Here is a 17,952-nt window from a genome sequence, read left to right as displayed (position 1 = left end):
CAGATAAATTTCTCCTGAAGCTCAATTAAAGTTAATGGTCAATTAATGGCATATTCCGAAGCGCGAATCCAGAAAAATTGATGCAAGTTGAAGTGCTCCGAACGCAAAATTAGCATAAACGAATATAAAATAATAATAAATTTTTTGTTAGTCAGATGGGTCTCTTGTTGAATTTACGGCTAGTGTGTCCAACCGGTGGGCGCGCCGTTTCACACATCCAACTCTTCCACGAACCGCGCGTTTTCCTGAATGTATTGATAGCGTAGCTCGGGTTTTTTTCCCATCAGCCGTTCCACCAGATCGCCGGTTTCGCCGGGTTCGTCCTCGTCTATGGTGACGCGGATCAGCTTGCGTGTTTCGGGGTTCATCGTGGTGTCCTTGAGGTCCTTTGCGTCCATCTCGCCCAGACCCTTGAAGCGGCTGACGTCGATCTTGCCCTTGCCGCCAAGGCCTTTTTCGAACCACGCGTCGCGCTCTGCCTCGTCCAGACAGTAGACGCGCTTGGCGCCCTGCGTCAGCCGGTAAAGCGGTGGGCAGGCGAGGTAGAGGTGTCCGGCGTCGATCATCGGACGCATCTGGGTGAAGAAAAAGGTCATCAAGAGGGCGGCGATATGTGCGCCGTCCACATCCGCATCGGTCATGATGATGATCTTGTCATAGCGCAGATCATCGACGTTGAACCGCGTGCCCAGACCCACGCCAAGCGCCTGGGTCAGGTCACTGATCTCGGCATTCGTGCCCAGTTTCGCGGAGGCCGCCCCCAGCACGTTCAGGATCTTGCCGCGCAGGGGCAGCAGGGCTTGCGTCTTGCGGTCACGCGCCATCTTGGCCGATCCGCCGGCCGAGTCGCCCTCGACGATGAACAGCTCCGTGCCGGCGCGGTTCGTGGCCGCACAATCGACCAGCTTGCCGGGCAGGCGCAGCTTTTTCGTCGCCGTCTTGCGCGCGGTTTCCTTTTCCTGACGCCGTTTCAGCCGCTCTTCTGCGCGCAACACCAGAAAATCAAGGATTGCGCCCGCGGATTTGGTATCCGCCGCCAGCCAGTTGTCGAAATGGTCGCGGACGGAGTTTTCCACCAGCCGCTGTGCTTCTGTCGTGGCAAGACGGTCCTTGGTTTGCCCGACGAATTCCGGTTCCCGGATGAAACAACTGACCAGTGCGCAGCCGCCCGTGGACAGGTCGTCGCGGGTGATCTGCGCGGCTTTCTTGTTGTTCACAAGCTCGCCATAGGCGCGGATACCCTTGAGGATCGCGGCCCAGAACCCGGCCTCATGTGTGCCGCCTTCGGGCGTGGGCACGGTGTTACAGTAGGACTGGATGAAGCCGTCGCGGGCAGGGGTCCAGTTGATTGCCCATTCGACCTTGCCCGGCGCATCGAACTTCTCGCGGAAATCGACCAGCCCGGCAAAGGGTCGGTCGGCATAGGTTGTGGCACCGCCCAGCGTTTCGTTCAGGTAGTCGGCCAGCCCGCCGGGGAAGTGGAATGTGGCCTCGGTTGGCGTTTCGCCGTCGTCGATGGCGGATTTCCAGCGGATTTCGACGCCGGAGAAGAGATAGGCTTTGGAACGGATGGACTTGAACAGCCGCGCCGGTTTGAACCTGTGATGGCCAAAGATCTCTTCGTCCGCATGAAAGGTGACGGTGGTGCCACGCCGGTTGGGGGCCGCGCCGACCTTTTCAACGCCGCCCAGCGGAATGCCGCGCGAGAAGCGCTGTTCATACAGTTCCTTGTTGCGCGCGACCTGAACGACCATCGAATCCGACAGCGCATTGACAACCGAGGCCCCCACGCCGTGCAGACCGCCGGATGTTTCATAGGCCTTGCCCGAAAACTTGCCGCCCGCATGCAGCGTACACAGGATCACCTCCAGCGCGGATTTGCCGGGGAATTTGGGGTGGGGGTCGATGGGAATGCCGCGCCCGTTGTCGCGGATCGTGAGGGCGTAATCCTCGTGCAGTTCGACCTCGATGCGGTTGGCGTGACCTGCCACGGCCTCGTCCATGGAGTTGTCCAGCACTTCGGCCACGAGGTGATGCAATGCGCGTTCATCTGTGCCGCCGATATACATGCCCGGCCGTTTGCGCACCGGTTCCAGCCCTTCGAGAACTTCGATGGACGAGGCGTCATAATCGGAAGGGGCGGTGCCCGAGAGGAGGTCTTCGGCCATTGTGCTGCTCTTTTTCTGTGTTTTTGCTTGCGGCCATTATGGCAGAGCACGGAGCAGGGGAAAAGCACGCGTTGCGCCCGATCCTACAGCATATTGTCTTGCAAGCGATTTGGTGGCGACAGGTGCCGGAGGCCCCGGCTCGATGGCCGGGGCGCGTGTCACCCGGCCGATGCCGTTTGCGAGATGTCTTCGATCAGCGCAGCAAGAGCCTCGGGTGCCGGTTTCTGGCCCGAAACCCATTGATAGAGATCCTGATCGCTCTCGTCCAGAAGCGTCTCGTACCTGTCAAGCTGGAGGCTGTCCAACTGCGCCAGTCGGGCATCCGCGTAGCGTGACAACAGGATGTCCATCTCCTTGATCCCGCGCCGCATCGATCGCATCTTCAGTCGTTTAAGCCGGATCTCACGGGGTTCGGTCATTGATTTGCGTCCTGCATCAGCGTGCGCAGGCGCTTTTCCAAACGTCCCATATGGGCGGCGGACTTGCGAAAGGTTTCGCGGGCCTCGCGGATATCGGCAAGGATCTCGTCCAGCCCTTCGGGCATCTCTGTCTCATCTTCGGGCGCGTCCACGCCCTCTCCGTCGCCATTCAGCAGCCACATCATCGAGACGTTGAGCAGTCCGGCCATCATCGACAGACGGTTGGCGCGTGGTTCTGACGTGTCGGCCTCCCAGCTTTCCAGGGTCGACAGTTTGATACCCAACCGTTTGGCCAAGTCCTTCTGGGTCATGTTGGCCGCTTCTCGGGCGGCGGCGACGCGGTCTCCGAATGTGGCCCTGTCGGGGCCGTACCAGGCGTCGTTCGTGTCGGTCATGCAGTGTCCTTCCAGCGATTGGGCTTGATCGGCCATTGGGGGCACCCTAAAACATGTCCGAATTGGCTTCAAACCGGGTGCGACCATGAGCTTCCTTTCCGCGACACTTTCGCGTGTAAAGCCGTCTCCGACGGTCGCTGTGACCACGCTTGCGCAGGAATTGAAGGCGCAGGGACGCGATATCATCGGTCTGGGCGCAGGCGAGCCGGATTTCGACACGCCCGACAATATCAAGGACGCGGCCATTGCGGCGATTCGCGCAGGCCGCACGAAATACACTGCCCCCGACGGGATGCCGGAACTGAAGGCCGCCATTTGCGCCAAGTTCGTCCGCGAGAACGGGCTGAGCTACATGCCTGCACAGGTCAGTGTCGCGACAGGCGGCAAGCAGATCCTGTTCAATGCGCTGATGGCGACGCTCAATCCCGGCGACGAGGTCATCATTCCCGCACCCTACTGGGTCAGCTATCCCGATATGGTCCTGCTGGGCGGCGGCACGCCGGTGCCGGTCGAATGCGGGATCGGGGCCGGCTTCAAGATGACGCCCGAGCAGCTTGAGGCCGCGATCACGCCAAAGACCAAATGGCTGATCTTCAATTCCCCGTCAAATCCTACCGGGGCAGGGTACAGCCGCGATGAGCTGAAGGGCTTGACCGATGTTCTGCTGCGCCATCCCCATGTCTGGGTGATGACCGACGACATGTATGAACATCTTGTCTTCGACGATTTCAAATTCTGCACACCCGCTCAGGTCGAGCCGGCGCTGTATGACCGCACGTTGACCTGCAATGGGGTGTCCAAGGCCTATGCGATGACAGGCTGGCGGATCGGCTATGCGGCGGGGCCAGAGCGTCTGATCGCTGCGATGCGCAAGATCCAGTCGCAATCCACCACCAACCCCAGTTCGATCAGCCAATGGGCGGCCGTCGAGGCGCTGAACGGAACGCAGGATTTCCTGCCGCGGTTTCGTGCGATGTTCCAGCGCCGCCGCGATCTGGTGGTGAAGATGCTGAACGAAGCGCCGGGCATTACCTGCCCCACGCCGGATGGCGCCTTCTACGTCTACCCATCGATTGCCGGGTGCATCGGCAAGACCAGTCCGGAAGGCACGCTGCTGGATACGGATCAGGCATTTGCGACGGCATTGTTGGAGGAAACCGGCGTGGCGGTGGTGTTTGGTGCCGCCTTCGGACTTAGCCCCAACTTCCGTGTCAGCTATGCAACCTCCGAGGACGTGCTGACAGAGGCCTGCAACCGCATCCGCCGCTTCTGCGAAAACCTGACCTGACGTTCCGCTGACCTGCCGTCCAGCGTCCTGTGCGGCACCGGGCCAGTCAGGCGGCGTAGGTTGGCCTGACCGGAAGAGGGACGCTCATCCACGTCCGACACGTGGCCTTCCCACTGACGTCCGCAAGACCGAGAAATGCCACCAATGGCCGCCGCCCGTTCGATGCGCAGCGCGTCCCGGCCCCGAGCCGGGACCTCTTGTTCCACAGGCAATGACCTCAAAGCTCAACAAAAATCGCCTTAGCCCAGATCCGCCGCCCGCATTTTCAGCACGAAACGGCTCACCATCAGCAAGCCGGCAACCGCAAGGCCCATCACCAGACCAAGCCAGATCCCCGGCCCGCCAAGGCCCATCGGGAAGCCCAGCACATAGCTGGCTGGCACCCCGATCACCCAATAGGCAACGCCCGCCATTATCATTGGCACCTGCGTGTCCTGCAGTCCGCGCAACAGTCCAAGCGCGACCACCTGCGCACCGTCTACCAGTTGGAACAGCGCCGCCATTGCCAACAGGCTGATGCCGACCGACAGGATCGCACCATAGCGCTCGTCCTCGGGATCAATGAAAGCTGATACGAGCAGGTCCGGCACAGTCAGAAATACCGTGACCGTGACCAGCGACGTGGCGATGCTCAGCCCGGCCACGGCAGCAGCGCCGCGGAACAGATGCGCCATGTCCCCGCGCCCCACGGCATTGCCCGCGCGCACGGTCGCCACATTGGACAGGCCCAGATGCACCATGAAGGCCGCAGTCGCCAGCTGAAGCGCGATGCCATGTGCGGCCAAGGTGACCTCGCCCAGCCAACCCATCATCACGGCGGAGGCGGCGAACAGGGCAACCTCGGCCAGATTGGTCAAGCTGATCGGCCAGCCCAGCCGAAACACCCGCGCCAGCATTTCCGTATCGGCCCGCCAGAACCGTGCGAACAGCGCATGTTGCGGCAAGACGATGTTGATATAGATCATCACGCCGACCAGCGACAAAGAGTTGGTGACGAGCGACGCCACCGCCGCGCCGCGCAGCCCCAATTCCGGCGCGCCCCAATTGCCGAAGATCAGCGCGTAATTGACCAGCGCGTTCAGGACCGCAGCACAGGCGGTAATCCAGAAGACGATCCGGGTATGTTCCATTGCGGCCAGATAGCTTTTCAGCGCCATGACCGACAGTGCCGGGATCAAGCCCAGCCCGGTGATGCGCAGATAGGATTGCGCCGCGATGGACAAATCCTCGGTCTGGCCCAGCAATTGCAGTAACGGCCCGGAAAACCACAACAGCGGCAGGACCAGCACAGCAAAGCCCAAGGACAGCCACACGCCCATACGGGTCGCGCGACGGATCATCACCTCGTCCCCCTTGGCGTGATATTGCGCGACCATGGGCATCACCGCCCAGCCGAACCCCGCCCCCATGATGAACAGCACGAAAAACAGCGTAGTGGCGAGGGTGACGGCTGCCAGCGCCTCGACGCTGTACCAGCCCAGCATGACGGTGTCGGTCAAGCCGATGGCGAATTGCGCCAGATGCCCGCCGATCAGCGGGACGCCAAGAAAAAGGATCGCCCGCAGATGCTGGGGCAGTGTCATCGCACCGGTCATTGCGTAGCAGTATGCCGCTTCTTGCATGTCGGCAAGATGGCAACTGGCGCGCGCAGGGCGTGGCTTGATCCAAAGAAATGACGCGTCCCATCCAGCCACGCACGCTTTTGGTCGGTCGGGTTAGGATTGTGCGGGCCGCGCCTGTCTGGGCGCTGTTGTTCAGCTTAGCCCTTCAACACATCCCGCCAACTGTGCTTCGGTTGAAACCCAAGCATCGATTTGGCCTTTGCGTTGGAATAGAACGTTTCTGTTTCACCCATCTCGCGTGTGACCGGCACACCTTCATAGTAGCGGGCGCATATCTCGGCGCTGCTCAGTGCGACGGAATGATCGTCGTTGGAGACGTTGAAAACCTCATAGCCCAGCCCGTCGGTCGCAAGGCAACGATCGACCATCTGCCCCAGATCGCGCGCGTCGATATAGGCAAAGATATTGCGGCGGCGCAGGTCTGGATCCGCAATATAGGCCGGAAAGTCCGACGCATATTCATGAGGCTCGATCACGTTGTTGATTCTCAACCCGTAGATGTCGATGCCCGAGCGCGCATGAAAGGACCGCCCGCAAGCCTCGTTGCAGATCTTCGACATGGCGTAGCTGTCATGCGGCACGGTGGGGTGGTCTTCGTCCACCGGAACATAGTCCGGTTTGACCTCGCCATCTGCAAAACATATCCCGTAAGTGGTCTCGGATGAGGCGAAAATGACCTTGGGAATGCCCAGTTTGACGGCCGCTTCCATCACATTGTAGGTCGACAGGGTGTTGGTACGAAAGGTCTCGTTGTCGGGCTTTATCAGGATGCGGGCGAGGGCCGCAAAATGCACCACGGCATCGAATTTGGGTACCCCGGTTCCGGGGTCCAGCTCACCGAAATTGGCAAGCGATGTCATGGCGTTGAACACTTGACCAGACTCGGTCAGATCAACGGTCAGATTGTCGACGCCGGGGTGATCCAGCGGCACCAGATCGGCGTTAAGCACCCGGTGGCCGCGTTCCAGAAGATACGGGATGACGTGACGCCCGGCCTTGCCGGACCCGCCGGTGAACAGAATTCGCATGAGTATCCTCCCGATTTTACTGCGTTCAGGCCTGCTTGATCGGCGTCCGACAATCAAGCCTGCGCGAAAAATTGCAGCAAATTTGTTGCTTAACAATTTTTTCGGTTTTTTAGCGGACTCTCTCCGTCAAGAAAGTCATGGCGGAGTAGACATAATGAGCATCCATTCAAATATGGGGCAGGGTCCGGAACAGGGCTTTATGGCGGGTTATCTGGAGGCGCTGGCGCTGGTCGAACGATTGCACCGGTTGTTGTTGGACGTGATCAAGGACGAATTCGAACGCGTCGGCGTGCTGGACATCAACGCGGTTCAGGCGCTTTTGCTGTTCAATATCGGCGAGAACGAGGTCACTGCGGGTGAGCTGAAATCGCGCGGTTATTATCAGGGGTCGAACGTCAGCTACAATCTCAAGAAACTGGTCGAGATGGGGTACATGCACCATCAGCGTTGCGAGATTGATCGCCGGTCGGTGCGTGTTCGTCTGACGCCCAAGGGGCGCAACGTGCGCGATGTCGTGACGAAGCTCTTTGCCCGCCATGCCGATGGGCTGATCGAAAAGGGCGTGCTCAGCAACGAAGGCATCGCTGACATCACCGGCTCCCTGCGCCGGGTGGAACGGTATTGGACCGATCAGATCCGCTATATTTACTGAGCAGTCGCGTCAGGGGGTATTGGCGGACATGACCAAACCCTGAAGCTCGCGTTTGAGCTTGCGCACCATCGCGGCCTCAAAATCCGCAAAGCCGCGTGCGGTTTCGACAAAAGCATCCGGCCCGCGCAGAACATAGGCTTGATAATAGGATGAAAGTTCGGCCAGTTCGCCAAGGTCCAGATCGGCGGGCGGCCCTATCACCAAGCCGTTGACAGTGATCCGGCCGAGTGCGGTGCCGTCGATCTCGCGGGGATGCGGACCGGTATTGGATTTGCCATCACCCGACAGATCAAGGGTGCGTTTGCGGCAATCGGACTGGCCCGCCAGCAACGCAGCGCCATGGGACATTGCCGCCCCGATTGCCGTCGAAGGGTCTCCCGCTGGCCGAGTCGCCCGCCGCAGGGCCGTCGCGGCGGCGGCGATGGAGGCTGCGTTTTCGATCTCTGTCCAGGGCAAGGTCAGGCGATGGCTGGTCGGGCCGCTCCATTCAAAGACCGACAAGCGGACCGGTTCCGACGGCATCGCCAGCAATGCGGCCTGCACTTCGGCGTGCATCAACGCATTCGCCAAACCCTGCATCTGAAGGGCATATTCCGTTGCGTCAACAGAGCCGGACACATCCAGCCCCAGCACCAGTGCCTGCCGGCAGGCGGCCTGGGCCGCTGTGACGGTCAAGACCAGTGTCAGCCCAACGGCCAGTCCCCGAATGATCCTGCGCAAATCGCTCATCCGCGCGGATCCTTTTGAATCTGCAAAGTTTGACCGACAACCAGATCATTGATCTCGCGGAACAGCTTGCGGGTCATCGCCTCACGATAGCCTTCATAGCCTTGCGAAACCTCGACGAAGGCGCGGGGGCCACGGATCACTTCGCGCTCGAAATATCCGGCCAGTGCCGGATTGTCGTTCAGCACAGCCAACCCGTTGACGGTGACCCCGGCGAAGGGGAAATGCTGATAGGCCAGATCCGGTGCGAAGCCCTCATTGTTGCGCCCGTCGCCGGATACGTCGAGAACGCGCCGCGTACAGTCCGGCCCGCGCGCCAGCAGGGTTGCGCCATAGCCCAATGCATAGCCAAGCGCCGTGGGAAAGTTGTCATGGCTGCGCGGCGGCGACAGAATTGCGGCAACCGCGCCGTCAATCGATGTGTCACCGTCCAGCACCGTCCAGTTCAAAAGCATCTGATGCTGGTCGCGCCCGCTCCATTCATAAGCTGCGAGCGCCACATGCCGCGGGGCACCGGACAGGATTGCCCTGCGCACATCCGCGTCATTCAGCGCTGCGGCCAGTCCCCGGCGTTGCAGCAGATGCTCTGACGCATCCACCGAAGAGGACACATCAAGCGCCAAAGCCAGCGCCAGCCGACATTGCGCTGCGGCCGGACCGGACGCGCACAATGCCAGCAAGAGCGCCAGTGCCTTTACCAATGGCCGGTATTTTCCATGCTGGCCCAGGGTTCTTGTTTCGGCAGGCTATCACCTTCCTGCAACAGCTCGATCGACACATTGTCGGGCGAACGGACGAAGGCCATATGCCCGTCGCGCGGGGGTCGATTGATCGTCACCCCATTGTCCTGAAGATGCTGGCAAAGATCGTAGATATTCTCGACCCGGTAGGCGAGATGGCCGAAATGGCGGCTGTCGGACGGCAGACCATCATCGCCGTCCCAGTTCCATGTCAGTTCAACCGGGCATTCCTCCTGTCCGGGGGGGGCCATGAAAACAAGCGTGAAGCGACCGCTTTCGCTTTCGGTGCGGCGGGTCTCTTGCAGGCCCAGAAGAGCGTAGAAGGCCATGGATTTTTCAAGGTCTTTCACCCGGACCATGGTGTGCAGGTAGCGTAGGGACATTTCATTCTCCGAATTGTTGGATCGCCCTTCACGATAGAGCCGCCGACCGGGATGTCGAGAGGATCAGCCGCGCCCCTGCGGCATCGACGCGTTGGGGACACGCATGACATGGGATTTCTCCGCAAAACGCATTCACCCGATCTAGTGGTTTATCGCGCCGCTTCGTCAAGATATGGTCTGGCTCGACTCATCTAGCGCCAAAGGATTCGCCCATGCCCCTCTCGCCCGACCAGCAGGCCGAAATCGACGATCTGCGCAGCACCCCGCGCGAAACGCTGCGTGCCACCGCGCCCGGCATGGAGCAGCATCTTTACAAGGCGATCCCGGTTCTCGATCATGGTTTCGTGCGGGTCATCGACTATATGGGCGACGATTCCGCGATCTGTCAGGCCGCACGGGTCAGCTATGGCCGTGGCACAAAATCGGTGCAGAATGACGAGGGGCTGATCCGCTATCTGATGCGTCACTGGCACTCGACGCCGTTCGAGATGTGCGAAGTCAAGCTGCACGTCAAGCTGCCGGTTTTCGTGGCGCGGCAGTGGATTCGGCACCGCACCGCCAACGTCAACGAATACTCTGCCCGCTACTCGATCCTGGACCGGGAGTTCTATATCCCCGAGCCCGAAGCGCTGGCAGCCCAATCGGTGGTCAACAATCAGGGCCGGGGCGAGGCCCTGCAAGGCGAAGAGGCCGATCGTGTCCTGCGCTACCTGCGCGATGATGCGATGCGCGCCTATGATCACTATGAAGAGATGATTGGCCAGGACGGTCAACAGGGTCTGGCGCGGGAATTGGCGCGGATGAACCTGCCAGCAAATATCTATACGCAATGGTATTGGAAGGTGGATCTGCACAACCTGCTGCATTTCCTGCGGCTGCGCGCCGATGCCCATGCGCAATATGAAATCCGCGTCTATGCCGATGCGATCTGCAACGTGGTCGCCGATTGGGTGCCATTTGCCTACAAGGCCTTCGCGGATTACCGCATGGGTGGCGCAACCCTGTCCTCAAGCGCGTTGGACTGCGTGCGTCGGATGCTGAAGGGCGAGACCGTCACTCAGGAAACCTCGGGCATGTCCAAAGGCGAATGGCGCGAATTCATGGGCGTTCTCGAAAGCGATCCCAGCTAGGCACGCGGCGAAGCTGGTTCAAGAGCGACAGGGAAGACCAAATTGTCTGTCCCTGTCGTTTGCGCGCACAAGCGTAGCTTCGGAACACACCCGTTCGGCCAGGCATAACCCGCCCCGGGCTCTGACCCGGGGCCTTTTGTGCCGCCCCGAAAGGTCTTGCAACTCTGCTCGCCGTGTCATTTCCCAACGCCGGTATCATGCGCTGAAAACTGCCACTGTTGCGTTCGAAACACAGAACAAATTCGTGATTGCGCCGTGAAGGAACTGTGTGCGGCCGATACCTATTTCTTCTTCAGTCGCCCGGCACAAACGGGCGCTGAAATGAAACAAAGAACGAGGAGCATGACCATGTCTGCATCCAGATTGACCCTTGCGGCAGCGCTTGCCGCGTCGACAGCCATCGCAGCACCGGCCTTTGCCGGCAGCCTGGACAACACCCTCAGCGAGCCAGAGCCCGCCGCGCCTGTCGCCGTTGTTGCGCCCGCGCCGCTTTATGACTGGACCGGTCCTTCCATCGGTGCCCAGCTTGGCTTTGGCGATATAGAGACTGAGAATGCCGGTGGCGTCGAAGGTGACGGCGGCCTGTACGGTCTGCGCGCCTATTACGATTATGACTTCGGCAACTATGTCGTCGGCGGCGGCATCCAGTATGACGAATCCGATATCGACATTGACGGTGCCGCAACGCTCGACAAGGTGTTCCGCGCAGGTCTGCGCGCCGGTGTCGATCTGAACCGTACGTTCCTGTATGGGACAGGCGGCTACGCCAAGGCCTTCACCGAAGATGACGCTGTATCGCTTGGCGACTCCAACGGCTATTTCGTCGGTTTGGGTGCCGAGCACTTCCTGACCGAGAAAGTCACCGTGGGCGGTGAGATCCTGTATCACCAGTTTGACGATTTCGACATTTCCGACGTGGAAGCCAATGCAACAACCGCGAACGTTTCGGTAAACTACCGCTTCTAAAGCGGCGCGGCGGTTCCGGGCATCCGTGCCTCGCATCTACAAAGGGCAGCCCATCGGGCTGCCCTTTTCCGCGCCGCGTGGCGGATTTTCGAAACCAAACAGATCCGACACGCGCTGAGCAGCGTATGTTGGATACACGCGCTGAAAGGAGCATCCATGCAGATCGTCATCCTCTATGTCTCGACCGCAGTGGTGTTTCTGGTGCTTGATGCCGTGATACTGAAAAGCGTGATGCGGCCTCTGTTTGAACGGCATATCGGCAATATGCTGAGCGATACGCTGAACCTTGGTGCTGCTGCCGTCTTCTATCTTTTCTACGTCGGCGGCGTGATTTATCTGATTTCTCTGCCTGCGCTGCGCGACAACGCACCGACGCAGGCGCTGTGGGGCGGGGCATTGCTGGGCGCGATGGCTTACGGCACTTACGAATTCACGAATTTCGCCACGTTGAAGAACTGGCATTGGCAGATGGTGGCGACAGACCTTGTATGGGGAACGGTTCTGACCGGAGTATCCGCGTTGGCCGGCGTTTTGATCACGCGTGCCTTCGCTTGACTGATCTCATGAAGACTGACATTTAAGAGTTTGTAAAATCATGGCTTTCTATGATGGAGCGACACATGGCATGGACACTTCACCAGTTTCTGCACCTCGATGAACCAACAGAACAAAGCGACGAACGGCAATTTCCATCCGAAGAGTTGCTCCGCATGCTTGTTCAAGGATGTGGTGCCAGACACTAGGCAAGGCGCGCAGGCCAGCAGCCTGGATTGCTCGACCCCATGTCGGGCATTGACGAATGTTTTGATCAAAGGTTGGCTGTCCGACGTTCATTCCGCGCGCTTTCGTCCTCTGGCTGGCAGCCCCAAACCAACCCGCCGCATCAGGCAACGTCACTTTCCGACCTTACGTCTGCGCCCCTTGGCATTGCCGTTCAGTGCGCGTATACGCGCGGCCTGATTACATGAGGAACCGGCGCGATGCAGGGCAGTGCAAATCTCAACATCATGATCAAGGCGGCGCGCAAGGCGGGCCGGTCGCTGGTCAAGGACTTCCGCGAGGTCGAAAACCTTCAGGTGTCGCGCAAGGGAGCCGGGGATTTTGTCAGCAAAGCTGATCTGGCCTCTGAAGAGATCCTGAAAGAAGCGCTGCTCGAAGCCCGCCCCACCTATGGATGGTTGGCAGAAGAAGGCGGCGAGATTCCGGGCAAGGATCCGACCCGTCGCTGGATTGTCGATCCGCTGGATGGCACGACCAATTTCCTGCATGGCTTGCCGCATTGGGCGATTTCCATCGCGCTAGAACACAAGGGTCAGATCGTTGCGGCCGTGGTGTTCGACGCCGCCAAGGACGAGATGTTCTATGCCGAGAAGGGCTCTGGCACTTGGCTGAACGACAACCGCCGGCTGCGCGTGTCGGGCCGCTCGCGGATGACGGATGCTATTTTCGCAACCGGCGTGCCGTTTGGGACAAGGCGGACATTGCCCGCGACATTGCAGGATCTGGCACGGTTGATGCCCGAATGTGCGGGTGTGCGGCAGTGGGGCGCGGCCTCGCTTGATCTGGCCTATGTCGCGGCCGGTCGTTTCGAAGGCTACTGGGAGCGTGAGCTGAAAATCTGGGATCTTGCCGCAGGTCTGCTGCTGGTGTCAGAAGCCGGCGGTCTGGTTGGCCCGGTGCGCGAAGGACATAACCCGCTTGAACATGGCGATCCGCTGGTGGCCAATGGCGCGCTTTACGACGATTTCCTGAAAATCATCCGCAAGGATTAGGCCGTAGGCACAAGGTGGCCTACCTGTCGGACGGGTGGTTGACCCCATCGACCCAGTCGATCTGACCCAGATCGCGCGGATTGACGCCCTCCAACGCGCCAAGGTTGACGCCGTATTCATTCGGGTTCGACCGGCGGCGGTGATGCGTGTAGATGCCGCAGGTTTTGCAGAAATAGTGCCGCGCCGTCCCTGTGCCCCATTGATAGAGTGTCAGATTCTCTGCGCCGCGAACGATCTGCAATCCGTCCAAAGGTGCCGACACCGCCGCTGCCCCGCGTCTGCGGCAGAACGAACAGTCACAGCGACGCGCGGTGGACAGCCCTTCGGGCATGGTCAGCTTCAATTCGACAGCGCCGCAATGGCAGGTCAGGCGATAGTCGGTCATCGGCGTCTCCGGACTTTGGGGATGGATGTGCGCGCAACGGCATAGCGCGCCTCGGGATGTGGCGGGTGGCCGTCTGTCCGGTTCCAGAAGCCGGGGCCGCCACGTTTCAGCCAGATCGGGATGGTCAGCAGAATACCGATGATGAAACCACCCGCATGCGCCCAATAGGCCACGCCGCCTTCATCGGCCGGGCTGCCAAACCCGCCAAAGATCTGGATTGCGAACCAAAGCCCCAGCGTGATCCACGCCGGAATGGGAAAGATCCGGAAAAACACGATGAAGATTACCAGCACATCGACACGCGCCTTTGGGAATAGCAGAAGATAGCCGCCCATCACCCCCGCGATCGCGCCCGAGGCCCCAACGGTAGGAACCTGACTAAGCGGTGCCGCCAGATAATGCGTCAGCCCCGCGCCAATCCCAGACGCAAGATAGAAGCCAAGATAGGGCAGGTGGCCCATCTCATCCTCCAGATTGTCGCCGAAAATATACAGAAACAGCATGTTGCCTGCGATATGCATGAAGCCACCATGCAGGAACATCGAGGTGACGATGCCGGTAAAGCCTGCGCCCTCGCTGACGCGCGCAGGGATTAGGGCCCAGTCCCAGTAAAACTGTCCCATCACGCGCATGTCGCCCAGCGATCCCCAATAGCTGAGGAACACCGCGACATTGATCGCAATCAGCGCGTAGGTGACATAGGGCGTGCGGCCAGAAGGGTTGTGATCTTTGATCGGGAACATGGCCGCCAAGCTGCGGCCATGTTCGGATCAGGTCAAGAGGTCCCGGCAAGAAGGGCCGTATTCCCGCCCGCAGCAGTGGTATCGACACACAGGTGACGTTCGTGCCGCAAATGGGCGCCGTCCGGCGCATCGGTGATCAGCGGCAGGATCGGGCCATCGCTTGCAGCAAGCGCATGGCGATAGGCGCGGGCCTGCGTGTCGTCTCCCCACCAGATCGCGCCGGAATGGCCGGTCAGCGCCGTCAGTGCGTCCGGGTTCAGCAGGCCCGGAGGTGTCACGGCAACCCCGCCGCCCGCGCGGACCAGCGCGGCTTGGGCATCTGCGGCACTTTTGCCGGGACCAAGGCACAGCACCGGGGGCCGGGCGTGGCTGGACAGGCGGTTCAGCTCTCCTGTCGGGCCGGGCAGGCTGCTGTCGCGGCGCTCTTTCGGGATCGGTGTGGCGTCGATCTGGCGCTGCACCTTGTCTGCGTCGGCGGGCTTGTCCCATTCGCCGGTCACGGCATCGACCGTCCGGCTCTGGAAGCGCGGCAGGTAATGCGGCCCGCCTGCCTTCGGGCCGGTGCCGGACATGCCTTCACCGCCAAAGGGCTGGCTGCCGACAATGGCACCGATCTGGTTGCGATTGACATAGACGTTGCCCGCATGAATGCGGTCGGTCACATGCTGCACGCGGTCGTCGATCCGGGTTTGCAGCCCGAAGGTCAGCCCGTAGCCGGTGGCGTTGATCGTATCGATCACCTTGTCCAGATCACGCGATTTGAAGGTGGCGATATGCAGGACCGGGCCGAAAATTTCGCGATCCATGTCGGCAATGCTGTTCACGCGGATCAGGACGGGCGGGACGAAATGACCGCGACCGGGGATCGGGAGTTCCTTGACGACGCGGCCGTCGGCGCGGGCGGCCTCGATATAGTCGGCGATGCCTTGCCGGGCCTCCTCGTCGATGACCGGACCAACATCCGTGGACAGGTTCCACGGCGCGCCAAGCTTCAGCGCATCCATCGCGCCGGTCAGCATTTCGGTAAAGCCGTCGGCGATGTCTTCCTGCACATAAAGGCAGCGCAGCGCGGAACAGCGCTGGCCTGCGGATTGGAACGCGCTTTCGACGATGGCATCCACGGCCTGTTCGGGCAGGGCGGTGCTGTCGACGATCATCGCGTTCAGACCGCCGGTTTCCGCAATCAGCGGCGCGCCGGGGGCCAGGTTTTCGGCCATCGCGCGGTGGATCAGCTGGGCTGTCTGGGTCGACCCGGTGAAGGCCACTCCGTCAATGCCGGGATCGGAGGTCAGCGCCGCGCCCACATCGCCCTCGCCCGGCAGCAGTTGCAACGCGCTTTGCGGGACACCGGCCTCATGCAGCAGGGCAACGGCGCGGGCAGCGATCAGCGAGGTTTGCTCGGCCGGTTTCGCCAGCACCGCGTTTCCAGCCGCCAGCGCGGCGGAGATCTGCCCGGTGAAGATGGCCAGCGGGAAGTTCCAGGGAGAGATGCAGGCGAAAACCCCTCGCGGGGGCTCTGCATCGGCGCGCGCCGCATAGTATCGCAGGAAATCCACCGCCTCGCGCAACTCGGCCACGGCATCTGGCAGCGATTTCCCGGCCTCGCGGGCGAGCAATGCGAAGATCTCGCCATAATGCGTCTCGTAGAGGTCGGCGGCAGCTTCCAGCACGCGACGACGCTGTGTCGGGTCAGTGTCCCAAGGCTGGGCCGCCGTCACGGCGGTAGAAACGGTTTCCGGCGTCGCAAAAGTGACCTCGCCCACGGTTTCTTCGGGGTTGGCGGGGTTGGTGACTTTGCGGGGCGTGGCAACAGGGGCGTCTGTGGCCAGCACCGGTGCCGCCGTCCATTCGGCTTGCACAAAGGCGGTGCGCGCCTGTTCCACCGCCGCCAGGGTCGGTCGATGCGCCAGATCCCAGCCACATGAATTGCGCCGCTCCGGCAGAAACAGGTCAGTGCCTTTCGGCAGGGTGGAGCGCGTGCCAAAAGCCTCGAACGGATCGCGGGCGACCTCTTGGGGGGGCACTTCGTCATCCACGATCTGATTTACGAAAGAACTGTTCGCGCCGTTTTCCAGCAAGCGGCGCACCAGATAGGCCAGCAGATCGCGATGCGCGCCAACGGGGGCGTAGATCCGGCAGCGCGTGCCTTCGCGTTCATGCACAATCTCGTGCAGTGCCTCGCCCATGCCGTGCAGGCGCTGAAACTCGAACGCCTTTTTGTCGGTCGCCATGTCCAGCACGGCAGCGACGGTATGGGCGTTATGCGTGGCGAATTGCGGGTAGATCCGGTCGGTCATGCCAAGCAATTTCTGCGCATTCAGGATATAGTTCACATCCGTCGCCGCCTTGGTCGTATGGACCGGATAGGCACCCAGACCGGCGACCTGCGCGATCTTGATCTCGGTGTCCCAATAGGCGCCCTTGACCAACCGCACCATGATGCGCCGGTCCAGCCGGTCGGCCAGCGCATAGAGCCAATCCAGCACCGGCCCCGCGCGATGCCCGTAGGCCTGCACCACGACGCCAAACCCGTCCCAGCCTTCAAGCGAGGGATCTTCCAGAACGCGCTCGATCACATCGAGGGACAGGGACAGCCGGTCGGCCTCTTCGGCGTCGATGTTCAGCCCGATATTGGCGGTGCGCGCCAAACCTGCCAGCGTGCGCAGTCGCGGCACCAGATAGGTCATCACAGCGTCGCGCTGTGCCTCTTCATAGCGTGGAAACAGCGCGGACAGCTTGACGGAAATGCCGGGGTTGTCACGGATGTCTTTGGCGTTCGCGGCTTCGGAAATCGCAGCAATGGCGCGGCTGTAGGACAGGTGATACCGGCGCGCGTCGCCTTCGGTGCGCGCGGCCTCACCCAGCATGTCGTAGCTGTAGGTGTAGCCCTTGGCTTCCATCTTCGCGGCGCGGATCATGGCGCTGGAGATGCTTTCACCCAGCACGAATTGCGCGCCCATTTCCTTCATCGCGCGGCCCACGGCGGTGCGGATCACCGGTTCGCCCAGACGTTTGATCGCGCCGCGCAGATGCGCGGCGGGGCCGGGCTGACGGTCGCGCAGCACCCGGCCGGTCAGCATCAAGGCCCATGTCGAGGCATTGACCAGCGGAGAGGTGGAATGTCCCGCATGTTTGGACCAATCCGATGGCGCGATCTTGTCTTCGATCAGCGCGTCGATCGTGGCCGCGTCCGGCACGCGCAACAGCGCTTCGGCCAGACACATCAGCGCAATGCCTTCATCGGTGGACAACCCGTATTCGGCAAGGAACGCCTCCATCAATCCGGGGCGGGCATGGCCCCGGATCTTGGTGACCAGCGTGGCGGCGCTGGTGCTGATGCGCGCGCGCTGTTCCGGCGAAAACGCCCTGTCGGCACCGCCATCCCGCAATGCGGCAAGGCTATCGGTATAGGTGGCGGCATCAATGGCCTGACGCAGGTCAAACAGGTTTTGCATGGCGGTCTCCGTTCTTTTGTCTTACACTATCGCGGTGGCGCTAGGCGATCTGACTGTAAATCTGTCTGCGACCGTCCGGT

17 protein-coding genes are annotated in these 17,952 nt (G+C 61.1%); 6 read left to right on the top strand and 11 right to left on the bottom strand.

Annotated features, from left to right (window positions below; genetic code table 11):
- Nucleotides 1-209: 209 nt before the first annotated feature.
- From parE to B8991_RS17735, 3 genes are all read right to left on the bottom strand, one after another.
- Nucleotides 210-2,168, bottom strand: coding sequence for a DNA topoisomerase IV subunit B (parE, locus tag B8991_RS17745; protein ID WP_084354307.1), 1,959 nt, complete (start codon nt 2,166-2,168; stop codon nt 210-212).
- 158 nt (nt 2,169-2,326) lie between these two features.
- Nucleotides 2,327-2,587, bottom strand: a complete 261-nt coding sequence (locus B8991_RS17740) for a succinate dehydrogenase assembly factor 2 (RefSeq protein ID WP_084354305.1) — start codon at nt 2,585-2,587, stop codon at nt 2,327-2,329.
- Nucleotides 2,584-2,982 (bottom strand): helix-turn-helix domain-containing protein, encoded by a 399-nt coding sequence (locus tag B8991_RS17735; RefSeq protein ID WP_084354351.1) that lies wholly within the window; start codon nt 2,980-2,982, stop codon nt 2,584-2,586. Before B8991_RS17735 ends, B8991_RS17740 begins: the two co-directional genes overlap by 4 nt.
- An 85-nt stretch (nt 2,983-3,067) precedes the next feature.
- Here B8991_RS17735 and B8991_RS17730 point away from each other — a divergent pair, with 85 nt between their 5' ends.
- Nucleotides 3,068-4,270, top strand: coding sequence for a pyridoxal phosphate-dependent aminotransferase (locus B8991_RS17730; RefSeq protein ID WP_084354303.1), 1,203 nt, complete (start codon nt 3,068-3,070; stop codon nt 4,268-4,270).
- Between the two features lie 239 nt (nt 4,271-4,509).
- Here the strand turns inward: B8991_RS17730 and B8991_RS17725 are convergent, their stop codons facing one another.
- Together B8991_RS17725 and B8991_RS17720 are read right to left on the bottom strand one after the other, a co-directional pair.
- Nucleotides 4,510-5,865, bottom strand: a complete 1,356-nt coding sequence (locus B8991_RS17725) for an MATE family efflux transporter (protein WP_084354301.1) — start codon at nt 5,863-5,865, stop codon at nt 4,510-4,512.
- 164 nt (nt 5,866-6,029) lie between these two features.
- A complete protein-coding gene (locus tag B8991_RS17720; protein ID WP_084354299.1) occupies nt 6,030-6,920 on the bottom strand; it encodes an NAD-dependent epimerase/dehydratase family protein in 891 nt (296 codons plus the stop codon).
- Between the two features lie 154 nt (nt 6,921-7,074).
- Between B8991_RS17720 and B8991_RS17715 the strand changes: the two genes are divergently transcribed.
- Nucleotides 7,075-7,572 (top strand): MarR family winged helix-turn-helix transcriptional regulator, encoded by a 498-nt coding sequence (locus B8991_RS17715; RefSeq protein WP_084354297.1) that lies wholly within the window; start codon nt 7,075-7,077, stop codon nt 7,570-7,572.
- Nucleotides 7,573-7,581: 9 nt separating this feature from the next.
- Here the strand turns inward: B8991_RS17715 and B8991_RS17710 are convergent, their stop codons facing one another.
- The 3 genes from B8991_RS17710 to B8991_RS17700 are packed head-to-tail and all read right to left on the bottom strand — an operon-like array spanning nt 7,582 to nt 9,421.
- A complete protein-coding gene (locus tag B8991_RS17710; RefSeq protein ID WP_143514659.1) occupies nt 7,582-8,301 on the bottom strand; it encodes a DUF1194 domain-containing protein in 720 nt (239 codons plus the stop codon).
- A complete protein-coding gene (locus B8991_RS17705; protein WP_084354295.1) occupies nt 8,298-8,999 on the bottom strand; it encodes a DUF1194 domain-containing protein in 702 nt (233 codons plus the stop codon). The genes B8991_RS17710 and B8991_RS17705 overlap by 4 nt, the downstream gene beginning before the upstream one ends.
- Nucleotides 8,993-9,421 (bottom strand): VOC family protein, encoded by a 429-nt coding sequence (locus tag B8991_RS17700; RefSeq protein ID WP_084354294.1) that lies wholly within the window; start codon nt 9,419-9,421, stop codon nt 8,993-8,995. Before B8991_RS17700 ends, B8991_RS17705 begins: the two co-directional genes overlap by 7 nt.
- A gap of 212 nt (nt 9,422-9,633) precedes the next feature.
- On the opposite strand from B8991_RS17700, the gene thyX reads away from it, so the two are divergent.
- The 4 genes from thyX to B8991_RS17680 all read left to right on the top strand — a co-directional run bounded on the left by thyX (nt 9,634) and on the right by B8991_RS17680 (nt 13,289).
- On the top strand, nt 9,634-10,551 hold the full coding sequence (thyX, locus tag B8991_RS17695) for an FAD-dependent thymidylate synthase (RefSeq protein ID WP_084354292.1): 918 nt from the start codon (nt 9,634-9,636) through the stop codon (nt 10,549-10,551).
- Nucleotides 10,552-10,899: 348 nt separating this feature from the next.
- Nucleotides 10,900-11,517 carry an outer membrane protein gene (locus tag B8991_RS17690; protein WP_084354347.1) on the top strand — a complete coding sequence of 206 codons (618 nt, stop codon included), beginning with the start codon at nt 10,900-10,902 and terminating at the stop codon, nt 11,515-11,517.
- 156 nt (nt 11,518-11,673) lie between these two features.
- A complete protein-coding gene (locus B8991_RS17685; RefSeq protein WP_084354290.1) occupies nt 11,674-12,072 on the top strand; it encodes a DUF2177 family protein in 399 nt (132 codons plus the stop codon).
- Nucleotides 12,073-12,497: 425 nt separating this feature from the next.
- Nucleotides 12,498-13,289, top strand: coding sequence for an inositol monophosphatase family protein (locus B8991_RS17680; protein ID WP_084354288.1), 792 nt, complete (start codon nt 12,498-12,500; stop codon nt 13,287-13,289).
- Between the two features lie 19 nt (nt 13,290-13,308).
- On the opposite strand, the gene B8991_RS17675 is transcribed toward B8991_RS17680, so the two are convergent.
- From B8991_RS17675 to putA, 3 genes are read right to left on the bottom strand one after another with little or no spacing between them, the layout of a single operon-like run.
- Nucleotides 13,309-13,674, bottom strand: coding sequence for a GFA family protein (locus B8991_RS17675; RefSeq protein ID WP_084354286.1), 366 nt, complete (start codon nt 13,672-13,674; stop codon nt 13,309-13,311).
- The gene (locus tag B8991_RS17670; protein WP_084354284.1) at nt 13,671-14,417 is read right to left on the bottom strand and encodes a rhomboid family intramembrane serine protease; all 747 of its coding nucleotides are present in this window, start codon (nt 14,415-14,417) and stop codon (nt 13,671-13,673) included. Before B8991_RS17670 ends, B8991_RS17675 begins: the two co-directional genes overlap by 4 nt.
- Nucleotides 14,418-14,449: 32 nt before the next feature.
- The gene (gene putA / locus B8991_RS17665) at nt 14,450-17,872 is read right to left on the bottom strand and encodes a bifunctional proline dehydrogenase/L-glutamate gamma-semialdehyde dehydrogenase PutA (RefSeq protein WP_084354282.1); all 3,423 of its coding nucleotides are present in this window, start codon (nt 17,870-17,872) and stop codon (nt 14,450-14,452) included.
- Nucleotides 17,873-17,952: the final 80 nt, after the last annotated feature.

This window comes from Primorskyibacter flagellatus, from assembly GCF_900176485.1.
GTDB lineage: Bacteria > Pseudomonadota > Alphaproteobacteria > Rhodobacterales > Rhodobacteraceae > Primorskyibacter > Primorskyibacter flagellatus.
This window is presented reverse-complemented; position numbering and strand designations above follow the sequence as displayed.

Excerpts from the sequence above, each read along its gene's own strand:
- parE (WP_084354307.1), bottom strand. The coding sequence starts at position 2,168 with ATGGCCGAAGACCTCCTCTCGGGCACCGCCCCTTCCGATTATGACGCC.
- B8991_RS17740 (WP_084354305.1), bottom strand. The coding sequence starts at position 2,587 with ATGACCGAACCCCGTGAGATCCGGCTTAAACGACTGAAGATGCGATCG.
- B8991_RS17735 (WP_084354351.1), bottom strand. The coding sequence starts at position 2,982 with ATGACCGACACGAACGACGCCTGGTACGGCCCCGACAGGGCCACATTC.
- B8991_RS17730 (WP_084354303.1), top strand. The coding sequence starts at position 3,068 with ATGAGCTTCCTTTCCGCGACACTTTCGCGTGTAAAGCCGTCTCCGACG.
- B8991_RS17725 (WP_084354301.1), bottom strand. The coding sequence starts at position 5,865 with ATGACCGGTGCGATGACACTGCCCCAGCATCTGCGGGCGATCCTTTTT.
- B8991_RS17720 (WP_084354299.1), bottom strand. The coding sequence starts at position 6,920 with ATGCGAATTCTGTTCACCGGCGGGTCCGGCAAGGCCGGGCGTCACGTC.
- B8991_RS17715 (WP_084354297.1), top strand. The coding sequence starts at position 7,075 with ATGAGCATCCATTCAAATATGGGGCAGGGTCCGGAACAGGGCTTTATG.
- B8991_RS17710 (WP_143514659.1), bottom strand. The coding sequence starts at position 8,301 with ATGAGCGATTTGCGCAGGATCATTCGGGGACTGGCCGTTGGGCTGACA.
- B8991_RS17700 (WP_084354294.1), bottom strand. The coding sequence starts at position 9,421 with ATGTCCCTACGCTACCTGCACACCATGGTCCGGGTGAAAGACCTTGAA.
- thyX (WP_084354292.1), top strand. The coding sequence starts at position 9,634 with ATGCCCCTCTCGCCCGACCAGCAGGCCGAAATCGACGATCTGCGCAGC.
- B8991_RS17690 (WP_084354347.1), top strand. The coding sequence starts at position 10,900 with ATGTCTGCATCCAGATTGACCCTTGCGGCAGCGCTTGCCGCGTCGACA.
- B8991_RS17685 (WP_084354290.1), top strand. The coding sequence starts at position 11,674 with ATGCAGATCGTCATCCTCTATGTCTCGACCGCAGTGGTGTTTCTGGTG.
- B8991_RS17680 (WP_084354288.1), top strand. The coding sequence starts at position 12,498 with ATGCAGGGCAGTGCAAATCTCAACATCATGATCAAGGCGGCGCGCAAG.
- B8991_RS17675 (WP_084354286.1), bottom strand. The coding sequence starts at position 13,674 with ATGACCGACTATCGCCTGACCTGCCATTGCGGCGCTGTCGAATTGAAG.
- B8991_RS17670 (WP_084354284.1), bottom strand. The coding sequence starts at position 14,417 with ATGTTCCCGATCAAAGATCACAACCCTTCTGGCCGCACGCCCTATGTC.
- putA (WP_084354282.1), bottom strand. The coding sequence starts at position 17,872 with ATGCAAAACCTGTTTGACCTGCGTCAGGCCATTGATGCCGCCACCTAT.